Source organism: Deinococcus sp. LM3 (genome assembly GCF_002017875.1).
GTDB lineage: Bacteria > Deinococcota > Deinococci > Deinococcales > Deinococcaceae > Deinococcus.
Map to the genome: position 1 here is coordinate 383,170 of NZ_MUFV01000001.1, position 23,040 is coordinate 406,209.

Annotated in this window: 22 protein-coding genes; 16 read left to right on the forward strand and 6 right to left on the reverse strand. The window is 70.8% G+C overall.

The window, feature by feature from the left end; translation table 11 throughout:
* Positions 1–111: 111 nt before the first annotated feature.
* Positions 112–2,001, reverse strand: a complete 1,890-nt coding sequence (locus BXU09_RS01740) for a PRC-barrel domain-containing protein (protein ID WP_078300182.1) — start codon at positions 1,999–2,001, stop codon at positions 112–114.
* A 39-nt stretch (positions 2,002–2,040) separates the two neighbouring features.
* Complete coding sequence (locus BXU09_RS20825; protein WP_168174540.1) at positions 2,041–2,178, reverse strand: hypothetical protein; 138 nt, start codon at positions 2,176–2,178, stop codon at positions 2,041–2,043.
* Positions 2,179–2,296: 118 nt separating this feature from the next.
* Here BXU09_RS20825 and BXU09_RS01745 point away from each other — a divergent pair, with 118 nt between their 5' ends.
* The 3 genes from BXU09_RS01745 (at position 2,297) to BXU09_RS01755 (ending at position 4,585) form a co-directional block, all read left to right on the forward strand.
* Positions 2,297–3,091: an ATPase gene (locus tag BXU09_RS01745; protein ID WP_078300183.1), complete on the forward strand. Its 795-nt coding sequence runs from the start codon at positions 2,297–2,299 to the stop codon at positions 3,089–3,091.
* Positions 3,088–4,176 carry an enolase C-terminal domain-like protein gene (locus BXU09_RS01750; protein ID WP_078300185.1) on the forward strand — a complete coding sequence of 363 codons (1,089 nt, stop codon included), beginning with the start codon at positions 3,088–3,090 and terminating at the stop codon, positions 4,174–4,176. Before BXU09_RS01745 ends, BXU09_RS01750 begins: the two co-directional genes overlap by 4 nt.
* A gap of 139 nt (positions 4,177–4,315) precedes the next feature.
* Positions 4,316–4,585 (forward strand): hypothetical protein, encoded by a 270-nt coding sequence (locus tag BXU09_RS01755; RefSeq protein ID WP_240500930.1) that lies wholly within the window; start codon positions 4,316–4,318, stop codon positions 4,583–4,585.
* Between the two features lie 113 nt (positions 4,586–4,698).
* Here BXU09_RS01755 and BXU09_RS01760 read toward each other — a convergent pair whose 3' ends face one another.
* Positions 4,699–5,199: a hypothetical protein gene (locus BXU09_RS01760; protein WP_078300189.1), complete on the reverse strand. Its 501-nt coding sequence runs from the start codon at positions 5,197–5,199 to the stop codon at positions 4,699–4,701.
* Positions 5,200–5,312: 113 nt separating this feature from the next.
* Between BXU09_RS01760 and glgP the strand changes: the two genes are divergently transcribed.
* The 3 genes from glgP (at position 5,313) to BXU09_RS01775 (ending at position 9,432) form a co-directional block, all read left to right on the forward strand.
* Positions 5,313–7,829 (forward strand): alpha-glucan family phosphorylase, encoded by a 2,517-nt coding sequence (glgP, locus tag BXU09_RS01765; RefSeq protein ID WP_078300190.1) that lies wholly within the window; start codon positions 5,313–5,315, stop codon positions 7,827–7,829.
* A 150-nt stretch (positions 7,830–7,979) separates the two neighbouring features.
* Positions 7,980–8,414, forward strand: coding sequence for a 4-carboxymuconolactone decarboxylase (pcaC, locus tag BXU09_RS01770; protein WP_078300192.1), 435 nt, complete (start codon positions 7,980–7,982; stop codon positions 8,412–8,414).
* 169 nt (positions 8,415–8,583) lie between these two features.
* Positions 8,584–9,432, forward strand: coding sequence for an EamA family transporter (locus tag BXU09_RS01775; protein WP_078304576.1), 849 nt, complete (start codon positions 8,584–8,586; stop codon positions 9,430–9,432).
* A 334-nt stretch (positions 9,433–9,766) separates the two neighbouring features.
* On the opposite strand, the gene BXU09_RS01780 is transcribed toward BXU09_RS01775, so the two are convergent.
* The gene (locus BXU09_RS01780) at positions 9,767–11,344 is read right to left on the reverse strand and encodes an ABC transporter ATP-binding protein (protein ID WP_078300194.1); all 1,578 of its coding nucleotides are present in this window, start codon (positions 11,342–11,344) and stop codon (positions 9,767–9,769) included.
* A gap of 105 nt (positions 11,345–11,449) precedes the next feature.
* On the opposite strand from BXU09_RS01780, the gene BXU09_RS01785 reads away from it, so the two are divergent.
* Both BXU09_RS01785 and BXU09_RS01790 read left to right on the forward strand, forming a co-directional pair.
* Positions 11,450–12,277 carry a phosphatase PAP2 family protein gene (locus tag BXU09_RS01785; protein WP_078300196.1) on the forward strand — a complete coding sequence of 276 codons (828 nt, stop codon included), beginning with the start codon at positions 11,450–11,452 and terminating at the stop codon, positions 12,275–12,277.
* Positions 12,278–12,429: 152 nt separating this feature from the next.
* Positions 12,430–13,191: a c-type cytochrome gene (locus BXU09_RS01790; protein WP_078300198.1), complete on the forward strand. Its 762-nt coding sequence runs from the start codon at positions 12,430–12,432 to the stop codon at positions 13,189–13,191.
* A gap of 57 nt (positions 13,192–13,248) precedes the next feature.
* Here the strand turns inward: BXU09_RS01790 and BXU09_RS01795 are convergent, their stop codons facing one another.
* Positions 13,249–13,575, reverse strand: coding sequence for an HNH endonuclease (locus BXU09_RS01795; protein WP_078300200.1), 327 nt, complete (start codon positions 13,573–13,575; stop codon positions 13,249–13,251).
* Between the two features lie 78 nt (positions 13,576–13,653).
* Positions 13,654–14,625 carry a DUF1517 domain-containing protein gene (locus tag BXU09_RS01800; RefSeq protein ID WP_078304583.1) on the reverse strand — a complete coding sequence of 324 codons (972 nt, stop codon included), beginning with the start codon at positions 14,623–14,625 and terminating at the stop codon, positions 13,654–13,656.
* Positions 14,626–14,731: 106 nt separating this feature from the next.
* Between BXU09_RS01800 and BXU09_RS01805 the strand changes: the two genes are divergently transcribed.
* The 8 genes from BXU09_RS01805 to BXU09_RS01840 all read left to right on the forward strand — a co-directional run bounded on the left by BXU09_RS01805 (position 14,732) and on the right by BXU09_RS01840 (position 23,008).
* Complete coding sequence (locus BXU09_RS01805; protein WP_055362892.1) at positions 14,732–15,103, forward strand: hypothetical protein; 372 nt, start codon at positions 14,732–14,734, stop codon at positions 15,101–15,103.
* Between the two features lie 98 nt (positions 15,104–15,201).
* Positions 15,202–15,738 (forward strand): desiccation-associated late embryogenesis abundant protein, encoded by a 537-nt coding sequence (locus tag BXU09_RS01810; protein WP_078300202.1) that lies wholly within the window; start codon positions 15,202–15,204, stop codon positions 15,736–15,738.
* 121 nt (positions 15,739–15,859) lie between these two features.
* Positions 15,860–16,177 carry an ATP-dependent Clp protease adapter ClpS gene (clpS, locus tag BXU09_RS01815; protein WP_055362890.1) on the forward strand — a complete coding sequence of 106 codons (318 nt, stop codon included), beginning with the start codon at positions 15,860–15,862 and terminating at the stop codon, positions 16,175–16,177.
* A gap of 154 nt (positions 16,178–16,331) precedes the next feature.
* On the forward strand, positions 16,332–18,572 hold the full coding sequence (locus tag BXU09_RS01820; RefSeq protein WP_078300204.1) for an AAA family ATPase: 2,241 nt from the start codon (positions 16,332–16,334) through the stop codon (positions 18,570–18,572).
* Positions 18,573–18,772: 200 nt separating this feature from the next.
* Positions 18,773–19,249, forward strand: a complete 477-nt coding sequence (locus BXU09_RS01825) for a hypothetical protein (protein ID WP_078300206.1) — start codon at positions 18,773–18,775, stop codon at positions 19,247–19,249.
* 473 nt (positions 19,250–19,722) lie between these two features.
* A complete protein-coding gene (locus BXU09_RS21285; protein ID WP_240500933.1) occupies positions 19,723–19,911 on the forward strand; it encodes a GNAT family N-acetyltransferase in 189 nt (62 codons plus the stop codon).
* A 231-nt stretch (positions 19,912–20,142) separates the two neighbouring features.
* Complete coding sequence (locus BXU09_RS01835; protein WP_078304585.1) at positions 20,143–21,285, forward strand: LCP family protein; 1,143 nt, start codon at positions 20,143–20,145, stop codon at positions 21,283–21,285.
* 127 nt (positions 21,286–21,412) lie between these two features.
* Positions 21,413–23,008: an alpha-amylase family glycosyl hydrolase gene (locus BXU09_RS01840; protein ID WP_078300208.1), complete on the forward strand. Its 1,596-nt coding sequence runs from the start codon at positions 21,413–21,415 to the stop codon at positions 23,006–23,008.
* Positions 23,009–23,040: the final 32 nt, after the last annotated feature.

A 23,040-nucleotide genomic window follows, 5' to 3' on the forward strand; every position in this document is an offset into this window, starting at 1 on the left:
ATAGGCCCTGCGCGGCGCAGGAATCGGGGGGAAGCAGACAGGGGGCGCCCCACAGCACAGGGAGCCGCGCACCCATCACGGCGCGCGGCTCCCTGCCTATTCCTCTGGTGCCTAGCGGGGGGGCTGGCTGTCCGGGGCGTCCTGTTCGGGCAGCGCGGCCTCGCCGGTCGCGTCGGGGCGGCTGGCCAGCGGGTCGATGTGCGGCATGTCCCGGCTGACGCTGCTGACCAGGATGTCCAGCACGTTCCCGTCGCGGGCGGCCTGCACGGCGCGGTTGGTGACGATCTCGCCGATGTTCAGGATGATCGAGTCGTCGGGCGCGAGGATCACGCGGGTCACGGGGCGGCCCAGGGCGTCGCGGACCTTCTGCTCCTCGGCTTCCTGCTGGCGCTGGTCGATGACCTCACTGGCCTGCTCGCGCTTGTCGCCCAGCCACGCCCTGGCGCGGTCGATCAGGTTCCCGGCGCCCTCGCCGACGCTGGCCAGTCCGCCCGCGACGGCGGTTCCGGCAGCCGGGCCGGACGCGCCGCCGGTGGTGGCGTCGATCAGGGCCTGCTGCACGCCCAGGTGCCGGGCGCGGTCCGCGATGGCGGGCGTGACGATCTGCCCCTGCGCCGCCACGAGGCTCCCACCAGGGGCGCGCACGTCGCTGCGGGCACGGCGTCCCACCGCAGCTTCCAGGGTGTTCGGGTCCAGGGCGGCGCGTTCCCGCAGACCCTGCACGCCGCTCCCGATGGCCCCGCCGGTCGCGGCGGCGGTCAGGGCGGCCAGTCGGCCGGTCTGCTCGGCGCGGTCCGCCTGGAAGGAGGTGATGGTCGCGCCGGCCGGCACGATGACCTCACCGGCGTCGGTGGCGATCTCGCGGCTGGCGGTCTTGCCGGTCACGTAGGCTTTCTGGCGTTCGGCGGTGGCGTCCTGCACGTCGGCGTAGGATTCCTGCACGCGGTCGCGGGCGCTGCCGTAGGCCTCGCTGATGGCTCCGGCGGTCGCGGCGGCCGTCAGGGCACCGAGGCGGCCGGTCTGTTCGGCGCGCGCGGCGTGTTCGGCGGTGATGGTGTCCCCGAAGGCGACGATCACCTCGCCCGTGTCGGTGCTGATGTCGCTGCTGGCGATCTTGCCGGTCACGTAGGCTTTCTGACGTTCGGCGGTGGCGTCCTTCACGTCGGCGTAGGTGTCCTGCACGCGGTCACGGGCGCTGCCGTAGGCGTCGGCGATCACTCCGCCGGTGGCGGCGGTGGCGAGCGCGGCGAGTTTCCCGGCGGTTTCGGCCTCGTCGGCCTGTGCGGCGGTGATGGTTTCGCCCTTGGAGACGATCACGCGGCCGTCCCCGGCGGTGATGTCGCCCCCGGCGGTCTTGCCGACCACGTACTCCTTCTGGCGTTCGCGGGTGGCCTCGGCGATATTCTCGTAGGCGTCCTTCACGCTGTCGGCCGCGCCGGTGTACGCCCCGGCAACGGCCTGACCGGCGCTCTGGAGCGCCCCGCGCAGCCCACCGTCGTCCTGTTCCTGCATGGCGCTGGCGACCTCGACCGGCACGATGGCGGTGTCCGCGCCGATCTGCACGCTCTCGGGGACCGGCACGAAGGTGCGGCCGCTGCTGAGGTCGGCGAACAGGCCGCCGGTGGCCTCGTACCCTTCCACGCGGCCGGTGTGCTCGTCGAAGAACACGTCGGCGATGCGGCCCAGGTTCTGCCCGTCGGTGGTCAGCAGCGTCAGGCCGATCAGGCTGCTCTTGCTGTCCAGCGCCTCTTTCAGGCGGCCGTCCTCGCGGGTGGTGGTGACGGCGTCGGGGTCGGCGACCATGATGGCGTCCTCGCCGATGGAGCGGACCTGCACGAAGGGCACGGCCTTGGCGGCGCTGAACCAGCCCCCCTCGTCGACCAGCAGACCCAGCACCTGATTGGCCTGATGGTCGAAGATGACGTCGTGAACGGTTTCGATCTTCTCGCCGGTGCTGATGGCGATGACGGGACGGCCGAGGATTTCCTTAGCTTTGATCATGGGGGACTCCGGGAAGTGCGGGGAAGGTCACGTTGGGGTTCAGATGAAGCCGAGGTCCAGCAGGCCCTGGGGCTTGAGGTACAGGAAGTACAGCAGCAGGAACAGTGCGATCAGCACGAGCAGCAGGATCAGGAGTTTGCCTCCGTTGCCACCGGAATTGCCTTTGAGTCGGGTCATGATGCCTCCACTCCCGAGTGTATGGAGCGGCCGGGCCGTTCTCGTGCGGCGCCGACCATGACAACTTGACTGAACCTTGGTCCCCTCTTTACGCGGCGCAGGGGCTAGGCTCGGAACCGTGAGTCTCTCTGGTCCGTCCCTGCCGTTCCTGCGTGCCGACGCCGCGCCCCTCGCCCCGCCCGAGCGGCGGCTGTCCGACCTGCCCCTGACCGTGCTGGTCGGCGTGACCGGCGTGGGAAAAAGTACGGCCCTGGCGGCCCTGACCGGCGCGGACCCGGCCATGCGGGTCCTGCCGGACCGGCGCGAGGTGACGGACGCCGTGATGATCCTGCCTGCCACGGGCGGCGCGCCCGTACGGGACCGCGAGGAACGGTTCCGGCTGACCGCCCGTTACCGCCAGGAGCAGCCGGGCGGGATGGCGCAGGCGCTGGGGTCGCTGGTGGCCGACGTGCGGCACTGGGGCGAGGCTCCGGTGTTCGACGGACTGCGCGGCCTGGACGAGGTGCGCTTCGCGGCCGATTCGTTCCCGGCGTGGCGCTTCGTGGCGCTCGGCGCGCCGGACGGGGTGCGGGTGCGGCGGCTGCTGGGCCGCGCGGACAGCTTCGATCAGGTGGCGGCCGAAAGCGGCGGAACGCTGCGGGCGGAGCTGGCCGCGCTGGCGGATGTGGAGGCCGTGTTCACCCCGGCGGAACTGGATGATCTGGCCGGGTTGCCCGCCCAGGGCTTCGCGCCGGGCGACGTGCTGGCGAAGGTGCGGATCGTGGTGTCCGAGCGGCGTAACTACGACCCGGCGGCCGCCGAGGCGTTCCTGCGGACGCTGCCGCCCGCGCGGGCGCTGGTGCTGGATACCGTGGCGCTGGACCCGGCGGGCGTGGCGGCGGCCGTGCGCGCCTGGGCCGGAGGGGCGGCGTGAACGCCCCCACCGTCGCGCGGGTCGAGGGCGTTCCCTTCCGGCTGCCGCTGACCTCGGCGCTGGCGTGGGGCGCGCACTCGGCCCTGAATGCCGCCGAGCACGTGCTGGTGCGCGTGATCCTCTCGGACGGCACGGTGGGTCTGGCCGAGGCGACGCCGCGCCCCACCATCTACGGCGAGACGACCGCGAGCGTGCTGGGCATCCTGGCGCACCTGGAAGCGGGCCTGCGCGGCCTGGAGATCACGGACACGGCGGCGCTGGAGCGCGTGCGTGGCAGCGTGACGAACAACCACACGGCGCGCGGCGCGCTGGACATGGCCCTGCACGACGCCCGCGCCCGCGCCCGTGGCGGCACGCTGTTCGACACGCTGCTCGGGCCGAACACCCGCGTGCGCGTGAGTTTCATCCTGGGCATCGCCGCGCCGGACGAGATGCTGACCGAGGCGCGGCGGGTCGTGGAGGCCGGGGTGCGCTGCCTGAAGGTGAAGGTGGGCCGCGAACACGAACGCGACCTGCGCGTGATCCGGGCGCTACGCGAGGAGTTCGGCAACGAGGTGCTGCTGTACGCCGACAGCAACGAGACCCTGACGCCCGAGTCGGCCCCGGCGGCGCTGGACGCCATGCGCGAGGCGGGCCTGATGTACGTGGAAGAACCCCTCCCGGCCCGCAACCTGCGCGCCCGCGCGGCCCTGCACGCGCAGGGGCGGCTCCCGGTCGTGGCGGACGATTCGTGCTTCACGCCGGCCGACCTGGACCGCGAACTGGATTTCGATACCTTCGACGTGCTGAACGTGAAGACCGCCCGCAACGGCTTCACCGACGGCCTGAACATGCTGCGCGCGGCCGCCGCCCACGGCAAGCGCGGCATGGTGGGATCGCAGGCCAGCACGGGCCTGGGCACCCTGCACGCGGCGCTGCTGTCCACCCAGGCCGAGGTGACCGAGCCCTGCGAGCTGAGTTTCGTGCTGAAGTTGCAGGCCGACCTGCTGAACGCGCCCATCGAGTTCCGGGACGGCTGGCTGGACGTGACCGGCCTCCGCGATCACCGGATTGACCCGGCCCGCCTGGAGCGCTACCGCCTGTGACCGATGCGAGGACCGGGGTGTGCGCGGGGCAGGTTGTTTAGGCAGTTCCGGCCGCAGAAACGACTGTGAAGGTCCGGGCGGCGCCGGCGGTCATGACGCTGTCATGATGACCGCAACATAATGAGGTATGGATCAAGAAATGCTTAACGCATTGCTGCTGCCGCTGATGTTCAGCATGGCGGGCGGCACCTACGTCTACCTGTGCCTGCCGGACCGCCGGGCGCAGGGCCTGCTGATTCTCACGCTGTTTCAGCTGGTCGGCGCGGTCGGGTACGTCATGCAGCCCACCCTGGAACTCCTGATGCTGCTGTCCCTGCACGCCAGCGTCGTGCTGGTCATGCTGGTCCGCCACCTGCAGGGCCCGGTGCCCGTCGCCAGCGAAAACGGAGAGCGGCAGCAGCACCGCTGAGCGACCCGCCCACAGCACCGGGAAGCACCGGGAAGAAGGACGACATCAGGCGCCAGCTGTCTGATGTCGTCCTTCTTCCCGGATAGCCGTCAGGGCTTCTGCTGCCGGGACCGTCAGGGGTGGGTGGTCATCAGGGTCTGCACGGTGCGGGTCATGGCGTCCAGGACGGGGCGGCTGTTCAGGCAGGCGACCAGGGCGCGGGTGGCCTGATGTTCGCTGCCGCGCAGGCCGCCCTGCAGGTGCTCGCGCACGGTTGGGTGCAGGTGGCCGCGCACGAACAGCAGGTCGCGCAGCAGGTCGTCGGCGCTGAGGGCCGGGCCGCTCTCGCCGTCCGGCGTGGCGGTGATCAGCAGCGGGCGGCCCCGGTCGTCCAGGCTCAGCGTGGCGTGCAGGGGCCGCCCGGCGCGGCGCGAGACGTGTTCCAGGGTGGGCACGAAGGCGTTCACGAGGTTCAGGGCGAGGCTGCGGCCCAGCAGGGTCAGGCGCGGCTGGTCGGGCAGGGTGGCGCCCAGCGTCTGGGTCAGGTGCCGGGCCAGCCGGTCGCCCTCGGCCATCAGGGCGGCCTGCGGATCGGCGGGCCAGTCGGTGTCTGGTGGGGGGTCGGGAAGCGTCATGGGGTCATGCTGACATGCCGGGCGGCTGTCTGGACAACCGCCGCCGGGGGCCGTGCTGCACGCCTGCCGGGAATTTAGGTGGTCAAGATGGGCTTAGTGTAAGCTCATCTGGTATGAACGTCATTGGTAAGGTCACGGTGCTGCCCCAGCTGCCGCCCGGCATCGCAAGGCTGTCTGAACTCGCTTACAACCTGTACTGGTCGTGGACACCCCGCGCGCAGGAGCTGTACCAGGAACTGGACTCCACTATTTGGGAGCGCTTCCAGCACAACCCGGTCCGCACGCTGCTCGAGGTTCCGCAGACCCGCCTGCAACAGGTGGCGGCCGACCCCGCCTACCTGAAACGCTACGCGCAGGTCATGGCCGACTTCGACGCCTACATGGGCAAGAAGGACACCTGGGCCGCCCGGAACGTGCCCGACATGAAACCCGTGGCCTACTTCAGCATGGAGTACGCGTACCACGAGTCGCTGCCCATCTACTCCGGCGGCCTGGGTGTGCTGGCCGGCGACCACTGCAAGAGCGCCTCGGACCTGGGCATTCCCTTCACGGCGGTCGGCCTGCTGTTCCACCAGGGGTACTTCACGCAGCTGTTCGACAAGGACGGCTGGCAGAACGAAACCTACGACGAGCTGGACCTGACCACCCTGCCCATCACGCCCGCCCTGACCCCCGGCGGCGAGGAGGCGCGCGTGAGCGTCGTGATCGGCAGCCGCACCGTGCATTCGCGCGTGTGGAACCTGAACGTGGGCCGCATCAGGGTGCTGCTGCTGGACACCAACGTTCCCGAGAACAGCGATGAAGACCGCAAACTCACGGCCCGCCTGTACGGCGGCAACCAGGAACTGCGCGTACAGCAGTACGTGCTGCTGGGCGTGGCCGGCATCCGCGCGCTGAGGCTGCTGGACATCCCCGGCGACGTGTACCACATGAACGAGGGCCACGCCGCCCTGCTGGGCCTGGAACGCACCCGCGAGTACGTGGCGCAGGGCCTGGACTTCCGCACCGCCGTGGAAACCGTCGCCAGCTCCACCCTGTTCACCACGCACACGCCCGTCCCCGCCGGGAACGACGCCTTCTCGTACGAACTGATGGACCGCTACGTCGGCGCGTGGCCCGCGCAGCTCGCCACCAGCCGCGACGAACTGTACCGACTGGCCGAGCACGAGCAGCTGTGGGACGGCCACCTCGTCCCCACCTTCTCCATGACGGTGTTCGCGCTGAACATGAGCCGCGCCGCGAACGGCGTGTCCGAACTGCACGGCGAGGTCAGCCGCGACATGTGGAACTTCCTGTACCCCGGCGCGCAGACCGAGGAAGTCCCGATCGGGCACGTCACGAACGGCGCGCATAACCTGACCTTCACCAGTCAGGCCATGCGCGACCTGCTCGGCACGGTCCTGCCCGCCGACTGGACCGAACGCCTCGAGGACGAGCAGATGTGGCAGGCAGTCGAGCAGCTGACCGACCAGCAGCTTCAGGACGTGCAGCGCGACATGAAACGCGACATGATCGCCTTCGTGCGCGCCCGCATGCGCGAGCAGAAGGTCCGCAACGGCGCCAGCGCCGCCGACGTGGCCGCCACTGAGACGCTGCTCGACGAGAACACCCTGACCATCGGCTTCGCGCGCCGCTTCGCCACGTACAAGCGCGCCACGCTGCTGTTCCGTGACCGCGAACGCCTCAGCCGCATCGTGAACCACCCGGAGCGTCCGGTGCAGTTCGTGTTCGCCGGCAAGGCCCACCCGGCCGACAACCCCGGCAAGGCCTTCATCCAGGAGATCTACAGACTCAGCCAGGAACCCGAATTCCGCGGCCGGATCGTGATCCTGGAAAACTACGACATGCACGTCGCCCGTCACCTCGTGCAGGGCGTGGACATCTGGCTGAACAACCCCCGCCGCCCGCTGGAAGCCTCGGGCACCAGCGGCATGAAGGCCAGCTTCAACGGCAGCCCCAACCTCAGCATCCTCGACGGCTGGTGGCGCGAAGGGTACGACGGCACGAACGGCTGGCCCATCGGCGAGGAACGCGAGTACGCCGACCTGAACGTGCAGGACGATGCCGACGCCTACAGCATGTATCAGACGCTGGAAAGCGAGATCGTGCCCCGCTACTACGGGCAGCGCGCGGGCGCCGAATCCTGGGCTCACACGGTCCGCCGCGCCATCGAGACGTGCAGCCCGCGCTTCTCGATGCAGCGTCAGGTGATCGACTACGTGCAGAAGTACTACGTGCCCATCGCCGCGCGCGGCGCGCAACTGGCCGCCAGCGACAGCGCCCGCGCCCGCGAGATCGCCAGCTGGAAAGGCTGGGTGCGCCAGCAGTGGCCGCACACCACCCTCAGCGCCCACGCCCAGCTGCCCGCCACCAGCCAGCCCGGCCAGACCGTGCCGGTCACGGCGACCGTCAACCCGGCGGGCATCAACCTCGACGAACTGCGCGTGGAAGCCGTCCTGACCCGCGCCGGCCAGCGCACCCACGTGCCCCTGACCAGCCACGGCGACGGCACCTTCAGCGCCCAGGTGCCGCTGAACGAGAGCGGCCTGTACTCGGTCGGCGTGCGCATGATTCCCGTCGTGGACGGCCTGAGCAACGACCTGGAAGCCGGCCTGATCAAGTGGGCCTGATCAGACCAAGCTGAGCCTCCGCTCGCCCAGCGACACGCAACCCCCCGCCCAGTCCGGCGGGGGGTTGCCGTTGTGCACGCTCCCCCACTGTCCCCCGCTGCCCTGCACGGGGTGACAGCCCCGCCGCCCCCGCAGCAGGTAGCGTGGGGCATGAGTGACCACACGAACGATCCGGCCGCGACCGACCCGCAGGACAGCGAGATGCTCACGCGCGGCAAACAGAAGCGGGCGCAGATTATGGGGCAGGAGTTCGTGGACCGCGCCTTCGCCGGCGACCCGCAGGCCTTCGGCGCGGACTTCCAGCGGTTCCTGACCGAGTACGCCTGGGGCGCCGTGTGGGGACGCGGCGGCCTGAGCGACCGGGAGCGGCACATGATCACGCTGGGCATCCTGGCCGCGCTGGGACGCGACCGGGAATTCGAGGGACACGTGCGCGCCACCGCCAGCAGCGGCGTCAGCGAACGCGACCTGAGCGATGTGCTGCATCAGGTGGCGATCTACGCGGGCGTGCCCGCCGCGCTGAGCGGCTTCCGGCTGGCCGGAGCGGTTCTGGCGGAGCGGCCGGACCCGCCGGAAGGCACCTGAACCGGATGCTGCCGGTCCGTCCCGGCCGGACAGACGCGCGGCGCGGGCCGACTAGGGGCCTTTCCCAGATGGGCGCGGCGCAGGTGGTCTAATGCCCGGCATGACCGCCGCCCGTTCCACCGCGCGCCCCCGGCCGGGCCTGCCTCCCATTCCGGCGCTGCTGCTGGCCATGGTCAGCATTCAGGGGGGCGCGGCGTTCGCCAAGACGCTGTTCCCCACGCTGGGCGCGGCCGGCACCACGACCCTGCGCGTCACGCTGGCCGCCGCGCTGCTGGTGGTGCTGCTGCGCCCGAACCTGCGCGCCCTGACCCGCGCCGACTGGGCGGCCATCGTGCCGTACGGCACGGCGCTGGGCCTGATGAACCTCGCGTTCTACGAGTCGCTGCGGACCCTGCCACTGGGGTTGGCGGTCACGCTGGAGTTCATCGGGCCGCTCACGCTGTCGCTGCTGCTGTCTCGCCGCGCGCTGGACGTGGCGTGGGTGGTCCTGGCGGGGCTGGGGATCGCGCTGATCTCGCCGCTGGGGCAGCAGTTGACGGGCGGCGTGGCGGCCGCGCCGGTCTCGCCGGTCGGGATCGGGCTGGCGCTGCTGGCCGGGGCGTTCTGGGCGCTGTACATCCTGGCGGGCGGCGCGGTGGGGCGGCGTGTGCCCGGCACAACCGGGGTGGTGGCGGGCATGATCGTGGCGGCCATCGTCACCCTGCCGTTCGGCGTGGCAGAGGCCGGCACGGACCTGCTGACGCCCGGCGCGCTGCTGCTGGGGCTGGGCGTGGCGGTGCTGTCCAGCGCCCTGCCGTACACCCTGGAGATGCGGGCACTGCGGGCCATTCCGGCCCGGATCTTCGGCGTGATGATGAGCGTCGAGCCGGCCATCGCCGCCCTGAGCGGCCTGCTGTTCCTGGGCGAGCGTCTGGGCGCCGCGCAGTGGATCGCCATGCTGTGCGTGATCGCCGCCAGCGCCGGCATCAACCTGACCGGCAAACCCACCGCGCACAGCGAACCCGAACCGGTGAACTGACACGGACTCCGATGGAATGGCTTGCAAAGCCGCTGGGTCTGAGCGGAGAAGGAGAGAAACGCCCCTGCGGATTCATCCCTTCAGGGCAGACCAGCGATGAACACGCCGTGTTGACCCCTCCCCCTTGAGGGGGGAGGCCGGGAGGGGGTGAGCAGGAACGGCGTTGCAGAAGACGTGTCCATGCTTGCCCCCTCTGGCCCTTGAACAGTGTCCGCACCATTGATGACAAGAAGGCCCGCACAGCATTCCAGCTGGCGGGCCTTCCTCCTGGGTCCTTGCGGGTGGGGCGGACCTCTCCCCTGCGGCCCAGTGCTTGCGGCCTACACTCCCGGCGTCACTCCTGCCAGCTGACCTGGGTGTTCATGGCCTCGCCGCTGCCGGTCATGAGCAGGCCCAGCTGCGTGTCGGTGGCGTGCGCGGCGTCAACCTCGCCGACGACCTTGCCTTCGTACATGACGAGGATGCGGTCGGCGAGGTTCATGACTTCGCCCAGGTCGGCGCTGACGAGCAGGACGGCCAGCCCCTGGTCGCGCGCCTCGACGATGCGGGCGTGGATGAATTCGATGGCGCCGATGTCCACGCCGCGGGTGGGCTGGCTGGCCACCAGGATTTTGGGGCCTTTGCGCATCTCGCGGGCCACGATGAGTTTCTGGGCGTTGCCGCCCGAGTACCGTCCGGCCTGGAGGGTGGTGGAGCGGGGGCGCACGTCGTACTTCTCGCTGAGGTCGCGGGCGTTCTGTTCGATGACTTCGCGGTTGAGCAGGCCCAGCGGTCCGGCGAACGGCGCGCGGTCCTGTTCGCCCAGGATGAAGTTCTCGGCGGTGGTCATTTCGAGGACCAGGCCGCGTTCGTTGCGGTCTTCCGGCACGTGCGACAGCCCGGACGCCTCGACTTCACGCACGCCGCGCGCGACCTTGCCGAGGTAGGTGATCTGGCCGCGGTAGGGTTGCAGGCCGGTGATGGCCTCGACGAGTTCGCTCTGGCCGTTGCCCTCGACGCCGGCGATGCCGACGATCTCTCCGGCGCGGACCTGGAAGCTCACGCCGTCCACGGCGTTGCCGTACTCGCCTTTCACGACGACGTTCTGCACGTCGAGCGCCACGTTGCCGGGCTGGGCGGGGGCCTTGTTGACTTTCAGGGACACGTCGCGGCCGACCATCATGCGGGCGAGCAGTTCGGTGGTGGCGCCCTGGGTGGGGATGGTGCCGATCATGCGGCCGTCGCGGATGACGCTGATGGTGTCGCTGATGTGCAGCACCTCGTGCAGTTTGTGGCTGATGAAGATGACGGCGTTGCCGCTGGCGGCGTACTGGTTTTTCAGGAAGTCGAACAGTTCCTCGGTCTCGCTGGGCGTGAGGACGGCGGTGGGTTCGTCGAGGATCAGGATGCGCGCGCCGCGGTACAGGGTCTTGAGAATCTCGACTTTCTGTTGCAGGCCGACGGCGAGTTCACCGACGATGGCGTCGGGGTTCAGGTCGAAGTTGAACTGCTTGATGAGTTCCGCGACGCGCTTCCGGGCGGCGGCGTAGTTGATGGCGCCGCCGCTGGTGGGTTCCATGCCCAGGATGACGTTCTCGGTGACGGTGAGCGTCTCGACGAGCATGAAGTGCTGGAAGACCATGCCGATCCCGCGTTTGATGGCCTCGCTGGGGTCGGTCAGGTCGACGGTCTCGCCGTCCACGACGATCTGGCCGCTGGTGGGAGGCTGGATACCGTACACGATCTTCATCAGGGTGCTCTTGCCGGCGCCGTTCTCGCCGCACAGCGCGTGCACGCTGCCCCAGCGGACCTGCATGGAGATGTCGTCGTTGGCGAGTACGAGGGGGAAGCGCTTGGTGATGCCGCGCAACTCCAGCGCGTTCGGGGAGTTGTGCTGCACCTGTCGCAGCACGTCGGCAGTGGGAACGGTCATACCCCTCAGTTTACTGTCCAGACAGGCTGTTGGGCAGCACCCGGCCGGGCGCGCGCGGATGGTGGCGCGCACCCGCCCGGCGGGTGGGTCAGAATGTGGGGCGTCATGGAAACTTTCTGGTTGGCGGTCACGAATCTGGGGCGGGACGAGGTCTTCATCGTGGGTCTGGCGCTGTACACGTGGCTGGTCCGGCCGGTCGGGGGGCGGAACCTGGGGGTAGCGTTCGCACTGAGTTACCTGCTGAACGCGGCCCTGAAGTACGGCCTGAACCTGCCGCGCCCGTTCACGAACGACCCGGCGGCCGCGTCCGAGGCGGCGCGGGCCACGGCGGGCGGGCCGGGCCTGCCCAGCGGGCACTCGCAGATGGCCGCGACCCTGTGGTGGGGCGTGGCGGCGCAGCTGCGCCGTCCGTGGGTGACCTGGGCGGCGGCGGCGCTCGTCGCGTTGATCGCCGGGTCGCGGCTGGTGCTGAACGTGCACTACCCCAGTGACGTGATCGTGGGCCTGACGCTGGGCGTGCTGTTCGCGCTGCTGGCGGCCCGCGTGCAGTTCCCGCAGGGCGGCGCGCTGCGCTGGGGGCCGCCGCTGGGCGCGCTGGTCGTGGCGGCGCTGCTGCCGGCAGGCGCGCCGCGCGAGTTCGCGGCGGGGCTGGGCATGGCCGCCGGGTTCTGGTTCGTGCAGCCGCGCTTCACGCCGCCCGCGACGGCGCTGGGCCGCGTGATCGTGGCGGTGGCCGGGCTGGCGGTGGTGTTCGCGGTGTACTTCGCGCTGGGGGCGCTGCCGGACGGGGTCAAGGAGGTCGGGCTGGTGCGGGCGCTGCGCTACGCGCTGCTGGTGCTGGTGGCGGCCGAGGGTGTCCCGCTGCTGCTGCGCCGCTGGCTGCCGGTCGGTGAAGTCCGGGGCCGCGCCGCCCCGGAACGCGTGACGGCCTGAGCAGCCCCCGCACACCCGGAACGGTAGGAGGGAGTACACTGTCAGGCGTTTCAACAAGTATCGCGGGACGACCGGGAGTTGCAGGGCGACAGGTCGTTGCAGGCGTTGTTCAGGCGGGAAACGCCGCCCTGTTCAGAGTGGAGGTCAGGGACATGCAGATCAGACGCGGACGGCTCTCACGGTTCCTTCTTCCCGGCCTGCTGGCCCTCGGCGCTCCGCTGGTGCTGGCGCAGACGGCCACATCTCCGGCCACCACGGACAGCGCCCTGGCCGGCCTGACGCCCAGCGCCGCGCGTGGCGAGACCCTCAGCGGCAGCTGCGCCGGGTGTCACGCCCCCACCGGGCGCGCCCCGGTCCTGAAGGGCGACCCGGCCCCGCAGATCCGCACGGCGCTGCTGGCATTCCGCGCGAAAACCCGGCCGAACGGCACCATGCAGAACGTCGCCTCCCGCCTGAGCGACCAGGACATCGTGGATATCGCCGCGTTCTACTCCGGCGACAGCAGCGCGCCGGCCACTGCGCCAGCCCCTGCACCGGCCACCCCTCCCGTCACCCCGGCACCCGTCACGCCACCCCCGGCGACCACTCCCCCCGTCACGCCTCCGCCTGTCACGCCGCCCCCGACGACGACCGGAACGACTGCAACTGGCGAGACGCTGTATCAGGTGGGCGCGGCGGCGCGCGGCGTGATCGCCTGCGCGGTCTGCCACGGCGAGACCGGCGCCGGGGCCGAGGACGTGGGCGTGCCCGCCATCACGGGCCGCACCGCCGCGTCCGTGCTGGCGCAGCTGCGCGCCTACAAGAGCGGCCCTGTCACGGGCATTCCCTATCCCGACGCCATGCACATCGCCCTGACGCCCATGACCGACGCCGACCTGACGGCAGTCGCCACGTACGTCGCCACCCTGAAGTGACGCACGGGGAAGTGGCCCGCCCTGCACCGCAGCGGCGGGCCACTTCCTGCTTCCCTATCAGCGCACGCGGACGCTCTTGGTGGCGGGCTGGGTGCGCAGCCAGCGCACGAATCGCTGCACTTCCGGATGGGCGAGCAACGCGCCGATGTCCTGGTAGTCGCGGGCCAGTTCGGCGTTACTGAAGGTGCGGTGCAGGAAACTGTGGCAGGGGCGGCACAGCAGGGTGGTGGGCAGGTCGGCCACGCGCACGCCCTGGCGGCGGCCCTGCGAGCGGGGCAGCAGGTGGTGTTCGGTCAGGTTCGGCACGGCCCGCTGGCACAGCGCGCAGGTCGGATCGGGCCTGGGCGGCGGGGGCCAGGTGCTGGGAGGGTGCCGGCGGGCCATGCGTGAAGATACGGGTGCACCTGGAGGCCTGACTGTCTGACGCTGAACAGTCCGGCCGGGCGGGGCGCGACAGTGCAGCTACAGGCGGGTCAGGGCGGGGTACTTCTGGATGGCCTCGTCCTCGCTGAGGAATTCGCCCTCGGCGTCGGGGCTCCAGACGACCTCGGCGCGGATCAGGTCGCTGGGCGTGACGGCGCTGATGGCGCGCAGCGCGGCGCGGGCCTCGTCGGCGTTCGTGGCTCCGGCGGGCGGCAGGGCGGCCAGGGTGTGCGCGGCGACGGCCAGCGTCACGGCGAGGTACTGGTCGGCGGCGTCGTGCTTGAAGGTGTAGTCGTCGCGGCGGGCGTAGCCGCTGGCGGGGTCGTTGTTCTGGTAGTTGCTGGTGGTCTGCTCGGTGAAGGCGGCGCGGGCCTCGGTGGCCCAGGCGCCCACCTGACTGTCGGCGGTGTTCGCGGCTCCCTGGGCGCGCTGCACGTTGCCGTACACCCAGCGTTCCGGGTGGCGCAGGACGACCAGCGCGGCTTCCTGCATCATGCGGGTCAGGCCCTCGTTGGTGTCGGGGTCGCCGGTCTGCGCGACGCGTTGCAGGGCGCGTTTGACCTCGTCACCCTCGGCCATCAGGATCTGCACGCTGAGCGCCTGGGCGGTGCCGCTCAGGCCCGCCAGGCCCCGTCCGCCGCCGCCGAGACTGCGGCGCATGCCGCTGATCACCACGAAGATCACCACGCCGAAGATGATCATGGTGATCAGGCCGCCGCCGCCGCCGCTGCTGTACCCGTACCCGCCGCCGCCGTTGATGATGATCGGGCCGCTGTACCCGCCTCCGCTGTAGCCACCGCCGCTGTACCCGCCGCCCCGGCTGCTGCCGGACCCGCCGAAGCTGCCGCCGGAACTGCCGCCGGAACTGCGGGAACTGCCGCCGAAACCGCCGCCGGACTGCGCCTGCGCCAGCGGTGAGAGCAGGGCCAGCAGCGTCAGCAGCGAGAGCAGCAGGACGCCCAGGGACAAGAGGCGGCGGGGAACGCCAGGGTTGCGTTGTGCGGGCTGCATGTCCGCAGTGTACGGGGCGGCGCGGGCACGCACCTGAACGGCCCGCCTTCACGTGTTCTTTCGGTGGGAGTGCGGCCGGTGGGGGCCGGGCGGGTACACTGCGCGCGTGAGTGACGAGCGACGCGACGTGATTACCCTGAGTGCCGGGCAGTGGGACGCCCTTCTGGAGAGCCTGTTCGAGCGGGACGACCGCCTGGACCTGCGCCGTGAAGGCGAAACGTACCGCCGCGACGAGGTCGTGGACGCGTACGTGATGAGCGGTCACGCCGAGGCGCTGCGCAGCGCCGACGTGGACGGCGACGTGTGGGGCACCCTGGAGGACATCGAGGAGACGGCGGACACCGAGGAGGAAGCCTGGGAGAAGATCGTGGCGTTCTACCTGGGCCGCGAGTGCGTGCTGGTGCGCGTGCAGGACACCGAGGAACCCGAGGAGTGGATTCTGGGGCAGGAACTGGCGCGCCGCCTGGGCCTGCTCTGACCGTCCGGGTCGGGTGCGGCCGGTCCGGGTGGGGGGCGTGAACTGCGCGTGAATCGCGGCTCATCCTGCACAGATGAGGCGGGCGTAGGCTGACTCTCATGAAAAGTGATCGTCATTTCCCCGTGAAACGTCTGCTGGTCCTGGGTGCGCTGGTCGGCGCCGGCGCGTACTACTTCAGCCGCGAGCAGAACCGCCGCGCCCTGGATTCCAAACTGGCTGAACTGGGCCTCAAGGACGCCGCTCAGGACGTGGGCCAGAGCGTCACCAAGGGCTGGGAGAAGACGAAGGACGCCGCCAAGGATGCCGGCGCCGTCATTGCCGACAAGGCCGGCGAGGTCAAGGACGCCGCCGCCGGTGGCGCGCAGGCCGCCGCCGACAAGGTCAAGGAAGTCGCCGGTGACGTGAAAGGCGCCGTGGCCGACGCCTCGGGCAAGGCTGCCGACGCCGCCAAGGACACGGCCGCGACCGCCAGCGACAAGGCGGGCGACGTGGCCGACAAGGCCAGGGACGCCGCTGCCGACAAGGCCGCTGAGGTCAAGGCCGACGCGCAGGCCAAGGTCGCCGACGTGAAGGCCGACGCCACGAAGGCCGCCAACGACGTCAAGGGCGCGGCCCGCGACGCCAAGAAATCCTGATCCATTCCTGCCAGTGCCGCGCCCCCTCCCCCACCGGAGGGGGCGCGGCCTCTTGATCTGCCCCGCTGGACCGTGACGCTGGCTCCGGCAGGGGCGGCGCGGGGCCGCTACACTCGGCGGCATGACACGCCGGGACCTTGACTCTGGAACCCAGACGCTGGAGCGCACGCGAACGCAGCGGCCCCGGCTGTTCCGGGTACTGCTGCTGAACGACGATTACACCCCGATGGAGTTCGTGGTGGAGGTGCTGCGCCGCTTCTTCCGCAAGTCCGAGCAGGAAGCCGAACTCATCATGCTGGCCGTGCATCACAAGGGGCAGGGCGTGGCGGGCGTGTACACGCGGGACGTGGCCGAGACGAAAGTGGCGCAGGTGATGGCGGCCGCGCGGCACGAAGGGTTCCCACTGCGCGTGGTGGCCGAACCGGAGGCGGGCGAATGAAACGGATTCCGTCTGTTTCGCTGACAATCCGGAACTACACCGGATTGCCAGCTCCACGCCCGGAACCCGTTCCGCTCCTTCTCTGCGGGGCAGCTCTACGAGTCGCATCCGCTCGGACCCAGCGGTTTTTGCAAACCGTTCAACCGGAGTTCCTATGATCAGTGATCACCTGCAGGTGACGATTGGCCGCGCGGCGGATTATGCGCGCGAGGCGGGGCATGAACTGGTGACGCTGGAGCATCTGCTGCTGGCCCTGACGCACGACCCGGAGGGGCGCGAGGCGCTGCTGGCGGTGGGCGTGGACGTGGAGCGGTTGCGGGACGACCTGAAGGCGGTGCTGGCGGCGCTGGACACCGTGCCGGACGCCGAGCCGGATTTCACGCTGGGCGTTCACCGGGTCGTGGAGGGCGCGGTGCTGCAACTGCACGCCAGCGGCCGGGGCGGGCAGGAGGCGGACGGCGCGCGCGTGCTGGTCGAACTGCTGGAGGAGGAGGACAGTCCGGCGCGCGCGGCCATCGAGGCGCAGGGAGCGTCGCGGCTGGACGTGCTGAATTTCGTGTCTCACGGGGCGGCGAAGGTGCCGGGCCGTGAGCGGGAGCGGCGCGTGGCGGGCGTGGACGGCGCGGCCCCGGACGGCGCTGAGGGCGCGGCGCCGGAGGTGGACCCGCTGGAGGCGTACGCGTCGGACCTGACGGAACTGGCGCGGGCCGGAAAGTTCGATCCGGTGATCGGGCGTGAGGCGGAGCTGGAGCGCGTGGTGCACGTGCTGGCGCGGCGCGGGAAGAACAACCCGGTGCTGGTCGGCGAGCCGGGCGTGGGCAAGACGGCGCTGGCCGAGGGGCTCGCGCAGCGGGTCGCGGACGGGCGGGCGCCGGGCTTCCTGAAGGGCGCCAGTGTGTTCGCGCTGGACCTGGGGGCCCTGCTGGCGGGCACGCGGTACCGCGGGGATTTCGAGGCGCGGCTGAAGGCGGTCCTCTCGGCGCTGGACGGGCGCAACGCGGTGCTGTTCATCGACGAGCTGCACACGCTGGTGGGGGCCGGGGCGACCGAGGGCGGGAACGTGGACGCCGCGAACCTCCTGAAGCCGGCCCTGGCACGCGGCAGCGCGCACGGGCATGGGCTGCGGGTGCTGGGCGCGACCACGCCCGCCGAGCTGCGCTTCCTGGAGAAGGACCGGGCGTTGTGGCGGCGGTTCCAGACGGTCGAGGTGCCCGAGCCGTCCGAGGAGGACGCCCTGAAGATCGTGCAGGGGCTGTCCGGGCGTTACGAGGCGCACCACGGGGTGACGTTCACGCCGGGGGCGCTGGAGGCGGCGGTGCGGCTCTCGGTGCGCTACCTGCGGGACCGGTTCCTGCCGGACAAGGCCATCGACGTGCTCGACGAGTCCGGCGCGGCGCGCTCCAGCGGCGGGAAGGGCGGCGTGATCGACGTGCCGGACATCGAGGGCACGGTGGCCCGCATGGCGCGCGTTCCTGTGGGCGCGGTGCGGGCCGAGGAGGTCACGTCGCTGGCGACGCTGGGCGCGGACCTGCGGGCGCGGGTGTTCGGGCAGGACGCGGCGGTGGACGCCGTGGCGAGCGCCGTGAAACTGGCCCGCGCGGGCCTGCGCGACCCGCAGAAACCTCAGGGGGCGTTCCTGTTCGCCGGGCCGACCGGAGTGGGCAAGACCGAACTGGCCCGCGCGCTGGCCGACCGGCTGGGCATTCACCTGGCGCGCTTCGACATGAGCGAGTACCAGGAGGCGCACACGGTCGCGCGCCTGATCGGGGCGCCGCCCGGCTACGTGGGCTTCGATCAGGGCGGCCTGCTGACGGACGCGGTGGCGAAGCACCCGCACGCGGTGGTGCTGCTCGACGAGATCGAGAAGGCGCACCCGGACGTGTACAACGTCTTCCTGCAACTGATGGATCACGGCACCCTGACCGACCACACCGGCAAGAAGGTGGACGGGCGCGGCGTGATCCTGATCTTCACCACCAACGCCGGGGCGGCCGACGCGTCGCGGCCCGCGCTGGGCTTCGGGCGGGTGGGCCGCGCGGGCGAGGAGGCCGAGGCGGTGAGGCGGACCTTCACGCCGGAGTTCCGTAACCGCCTGGACGCGGTACTGCACTTCGCGCCGCTGTCGCAGGCCGTGATGGGCGGCGTGGTGGACAAGTTCATCCGGGAGTTGCAGACGCAGCTGGCCGAGCGGGGCGTGACGGTCACGGTCAGCCCGGCAGCGCGCGCGCGACTGGCCGAACTGGGGTACGACCCGGCGATGGGTGCGCGTCCGCTGGGCCGCGTGATCGAGACGCGGCTCAAGCGACCGCTGGCCGACGAGCTGCTGTTCGGGCGACTGAAGGGCGGCGGAACCGTGAAGGTGGGCGTGCGGAACGGAGAATTCACGTTCAGCTGAGGGCCCGTTCGGATGAAGGCGCGGCCGGGCGCGGCGAGGGCCGTTGCCGTAGCACATCCGGCCGCTTCGCCCGGCGCTGATCCGGGCCGGGAAGTTCACGGAATGTTCACGTTCCCGAGCGGATTTTCATCGTCTTGGACGTAAAGACTTCCTGCGATTCTCCTCATCTGACGGGCAGGGCGAGCGGTGAAGATGAGGGCATGAAACCCACCCTGCTGGCCCTGCTGACCGCTGCCCTCCTCGCCTCCTGCGCTCCCCAGGAAGAAGCGACCACCACGACCGACACCGGCACCGTCTCCACCGAGACGAACGAGCCCGGCGTGGACAACCCCATCGCTGAAGGCGAGGGCGCCATGGATGACGCCGCCGACCCCGGCGTCGACAGCACCATGACCAACGACGACGACGCCAACACCAGCGAGGAAGTCGACATGGCCGTCGGCGACGGCCTGGAAGGCACCGTGACCGAATTCGACGGCACCGCCCAGACCTTCACGCTGAACGAGAACGACGCCAACTACGCCGTGACCGTCGACGAGTCCACCGTGTTCGAGGGTGGCGCCACCACCGCCGAGGAGTTCTTCGGTACCGACCGCGCCGACGCCAGCATCGCCGTCGAGGGCGAGATCGACGAGGCCGCCAGCACCCTGAAAGCCAACAAGATCACCCTGAACTGATCCACCCGGATCATGCACAGCCGGACTCCTGCGGGGGTCCGGTTTGTTCTGTGTCGGCCGGCTCCGGCCTGGGGCAGCGCTATGCTGCGCGGCATGCCCGAACCCCTCGTGATCCGCCCCGCCGCTGCCTTCGACGCGGCGTTCGCCGTTCCGCTGGTGCAGCAGACCATCGGCCGGGTCGGTCTGGCCCTGACCGGCGCCGATTCGGACACCGGGGCGGCGCGGGCGATGCTGGGCTTCTTTCCGCTGCGCGGCAACCGCCTGAGTTACGAGAACGTGCTGATCGCCGCGCGTGGCCCTGAGCCGCTGGGGCTGCTGCTGGCCTACCCCGGCGCTGACGCCCACGCGCTGGACGATCCCTTCCGCGAGCGACTGGCGTCGCTGGGGCGACCCGCGCAGGTGGAGTCCGAGGGCACGCCCGGCGAACTGTACGTGGACACGCTGGCCGTGACTGAAGCGGCGCGCGGGGGGGCGTGGGGGCCGCGCTGCTGGAGGCGGCGGCCGGGCAGGCGCGGGCACGGGGCCTGGACCGCGTGGGCCTGCTGGTCGAGGACGGCAACCGCGCCGCCACGCTGTACGCACGCATGGGCTTCCGCGCGGCGGGCACACGCACCCTGGCCGGGGGCACGTACACGCACATGGTCTGGACGCTGCCGGGGTGACCCGCGCCGCCTGCGCCCTGCGTCATACGGATTCCGCTTGTTTCGCTGACAATGCGGAACTTCACCGGATTGTCAGCTCCACGCCCGGAACCCGTTTTGCTCCCACTCTGCGGGGCAGCTCTACGAGTCGCGTCCGCTCGGATTGAATGGTCTTTGCAGCCCATTCAATCGGAGTCCGTATCATCCGTCCGGTTGATCCGCGCGCGGCGTGTGGGCGCTATGCTCGGCGGCGTGCGCCGCATTGTCTGGGTTCTTGTTGTGGCGGCGGGTCTGGCAGCGGTCGTTGCCCCTGCCGCTCCGTTTCTCTCGCGGTACGCGGCCGTTCCGCGCGCAGCCGACGGCCCGGTGACGGTGCTGCTGGCCGGCGTGGACGTGGATTACGACGACAGCGCCGCCGTGTGGCCCTGGCCCGCCAAGGCCGAGTCGTACACGACCCGCACGGACACCATCATGCTCACGCAGGTGTGGCCGGACGGGCGGGTGAACGTGCTGGGTGTACCGCGCGACTCGTGGGTGAACATGCCGGGCTACGGGTGGGGCAAGATCAACGGCGCGAACGTGCACGGCGGCCCGGAGATGCTGATGCGGGCCGTGCAGGAGCTGACGGGCGTGCCGATGGACGCCTACGCGCTCGTCAGCCTGAACGCCATTCCCGCCATGACCGACGCGGCGGGCGGCGTGACAGTGGATGTGGGGCAGGCCATGAAGTACGACGACAACGCCGGGAACCTGCATATCGACCTGAAGCCGGGGCGGCAGCGCCTGAGCGGCGAGCAGGCGGCCGGGTTCCTGCGGTTCCGGCACGACAACCTGGGCGATATCGGGCGGATCGCGCGGCAGCAGCAGTTCGTGTCCGCGCTGGGGGCGCAGGTCCGTAACCCGCTGAACGTGTGGCGACTGCCGATGATGGTGAGCGCCGTGGACCGCAACATGAAGACCGACCTGACGCGCGCGCAGGTGGCGGCCCTGACCGGCGCGGCGCTGCGCGGGCCGCAGGTGCAGACGTTCAGCGTGCCGGGCACTTTCGGTTTCCGGGGCGCGGCGAGCGTGTGGGAGGTGGACCGCGCGGCCCTGGGCGCCCTGATCGCCAAGCAGTTCCGTGACCCGGACGACGTGCGGGCGCTGGGCGTGGCGGTCGTGAACACCGACGCCCCGGACGGCAGCGCGGGCCGCCTGAAGGCGCGACTGGAGGGCCTGGGGTACTCGAACGTCTGGATCGTGAACGAGCCGCGCGGCCCGGCGCAGACCACCGCGTCCGGCGCGGCGGCGGCGCGGGTGCTGCGCGACGTGGGCTTCGGGACGGTCAGCGATCAGCCGGTCGCGGCGGGCGCGGACGTGACGGTGCGCCTGGGATCGGACACGCCCGCGCCCTGAGACTGGTGCGCGGGATGCGGAGAGCGGTTCGCGGGAATAACAGCAGGCACTGACCTTTCAGGGTGCCCTGCTTCCCGCGCTCTGTACCCCCTTGATCTGAAACGATTCAGATCGTACTGTGCTGGGTATGACCTCCTCCCTGACCGGCGAACTGAAGTGGTGGCAGAGCGGCATCATCTACCAGATCTACCCGCGTTCCTTCCAGGACGACAGCGGCGACGGCGTGGGCGACCTGCGCGGCATCACGCGCCGCCTGCCGTACGTGGCGAGCCTGGGCGTGCGGGCCGTGTGGCTCTCCCCCATCTTCAAAAGCCCCATGCGGGACTTCGGGTACGACGTGGCCGACTACTGCGACATCGACCCGCTGTTTGGGACGCTGGAGGACTTCGACGCCTTCGTGGCCGAGGCGCACCGCCTGGGCCTGAAGGTCATGCTGGACTACGTGCCCAACCACTCGTCCAGTGACCACGCCTGGTTCCAGGAGGCGCTGACAGGCCCAGGCAGCGCGAAACGCGACTGGTACGTGTGGCGCGACCCGGCCCCGGACGGCGGCGTGCCGAACAACTGGAAGTCCTTCTTCGGCGGCCCCGCCTGGACGCTGGACGAGGCGAGCGGGCAGTACTACCTGCACCAGTTCCTGCCCAGCCAGCCGGACCTGAACTGGCGGAACCCGGCCGTGCGCGCGGCGATGTTCGACGTGCTGCGCTTCTGGATGCGCCGGGGCGTGGACGGCTTCCGGGTGGACGTGATCTGGCTGCTGGCCGAGGACGAACGCTACCTGGACGAACCCGAGAACCCCGACTGGCAGCCCGGTCAGCCCGAACACTGGAGCCTGCTGCACCCGTACACGCAGGACCAGCCCGAGACACACGGGTACATCCGCGAGATGCGCGCCGTACTGGACGAATTCGATGACCGCATGATGGTCGGCGAGATCTACCTGCCGGTCGACCGCCTGCTGCCGTACTCGGGCACCGAGGACGCCCGGATGGTGCACCTGCCGTTCAACTTCCACCTGATCCTGCTGCCCTGGAACGCCGCCGAGGTCCGGCAGTTCGCGGATGGCTACGACGCGGCGTGCCTCGCGGCGGGCGCGTGGCCGAACTGGGTGCTGGGCAACCACGACCAGCACCGCTTCCGCAGCCGCGTGGGCGACGACCAGTACCGCGTGGCGCAGACGCTGCTGCTGACGCTGCGCGGCACGCCCACCGTGTACTACGGCGACGAGATCGGCATGCGCGACGTGACCATCCCCGCCGACCGCATCGTGGACCCGGCCGCGCTGCAACAGCCGGACAGCCCCGAGGCGGGCCGCGACCCGGAACGCACCCCGATGCAGTGGGACGCTTCCGTGAATGCGGGCTTCAGCGCGGACGGCACGACTCCCTGGCTGCCGCTGGCGGACGACGCCGCCACCCTGAACGTGCAGGCACAGGACAGTGACCCGGCCAGCGACCTGAACTACTTCCGCGCGCTGACCCGCCTGCGCCAGGAACACCCCGCGCTGATCGGCGGCACGTACCGCAGCGTGGACGCCCCGGAGGGCGTGTTCGCCTTCGTGCGCAAAGGCCACGGCGAGACCCTGACCGTCCTGCTGAACTTCGGCGCGCAGACCCACGACCTCGGCGCACTGGCGCGCGGCGAGACCCTCCTGAGCAGCCACGGGGACCGGCCCGAGAGCGGCGCGGCCCTGCGCCCGAACGAGGCCCGCATCCTGCGCTGAACGGTGATACGCGGGGCGGGACGGATCAGCCG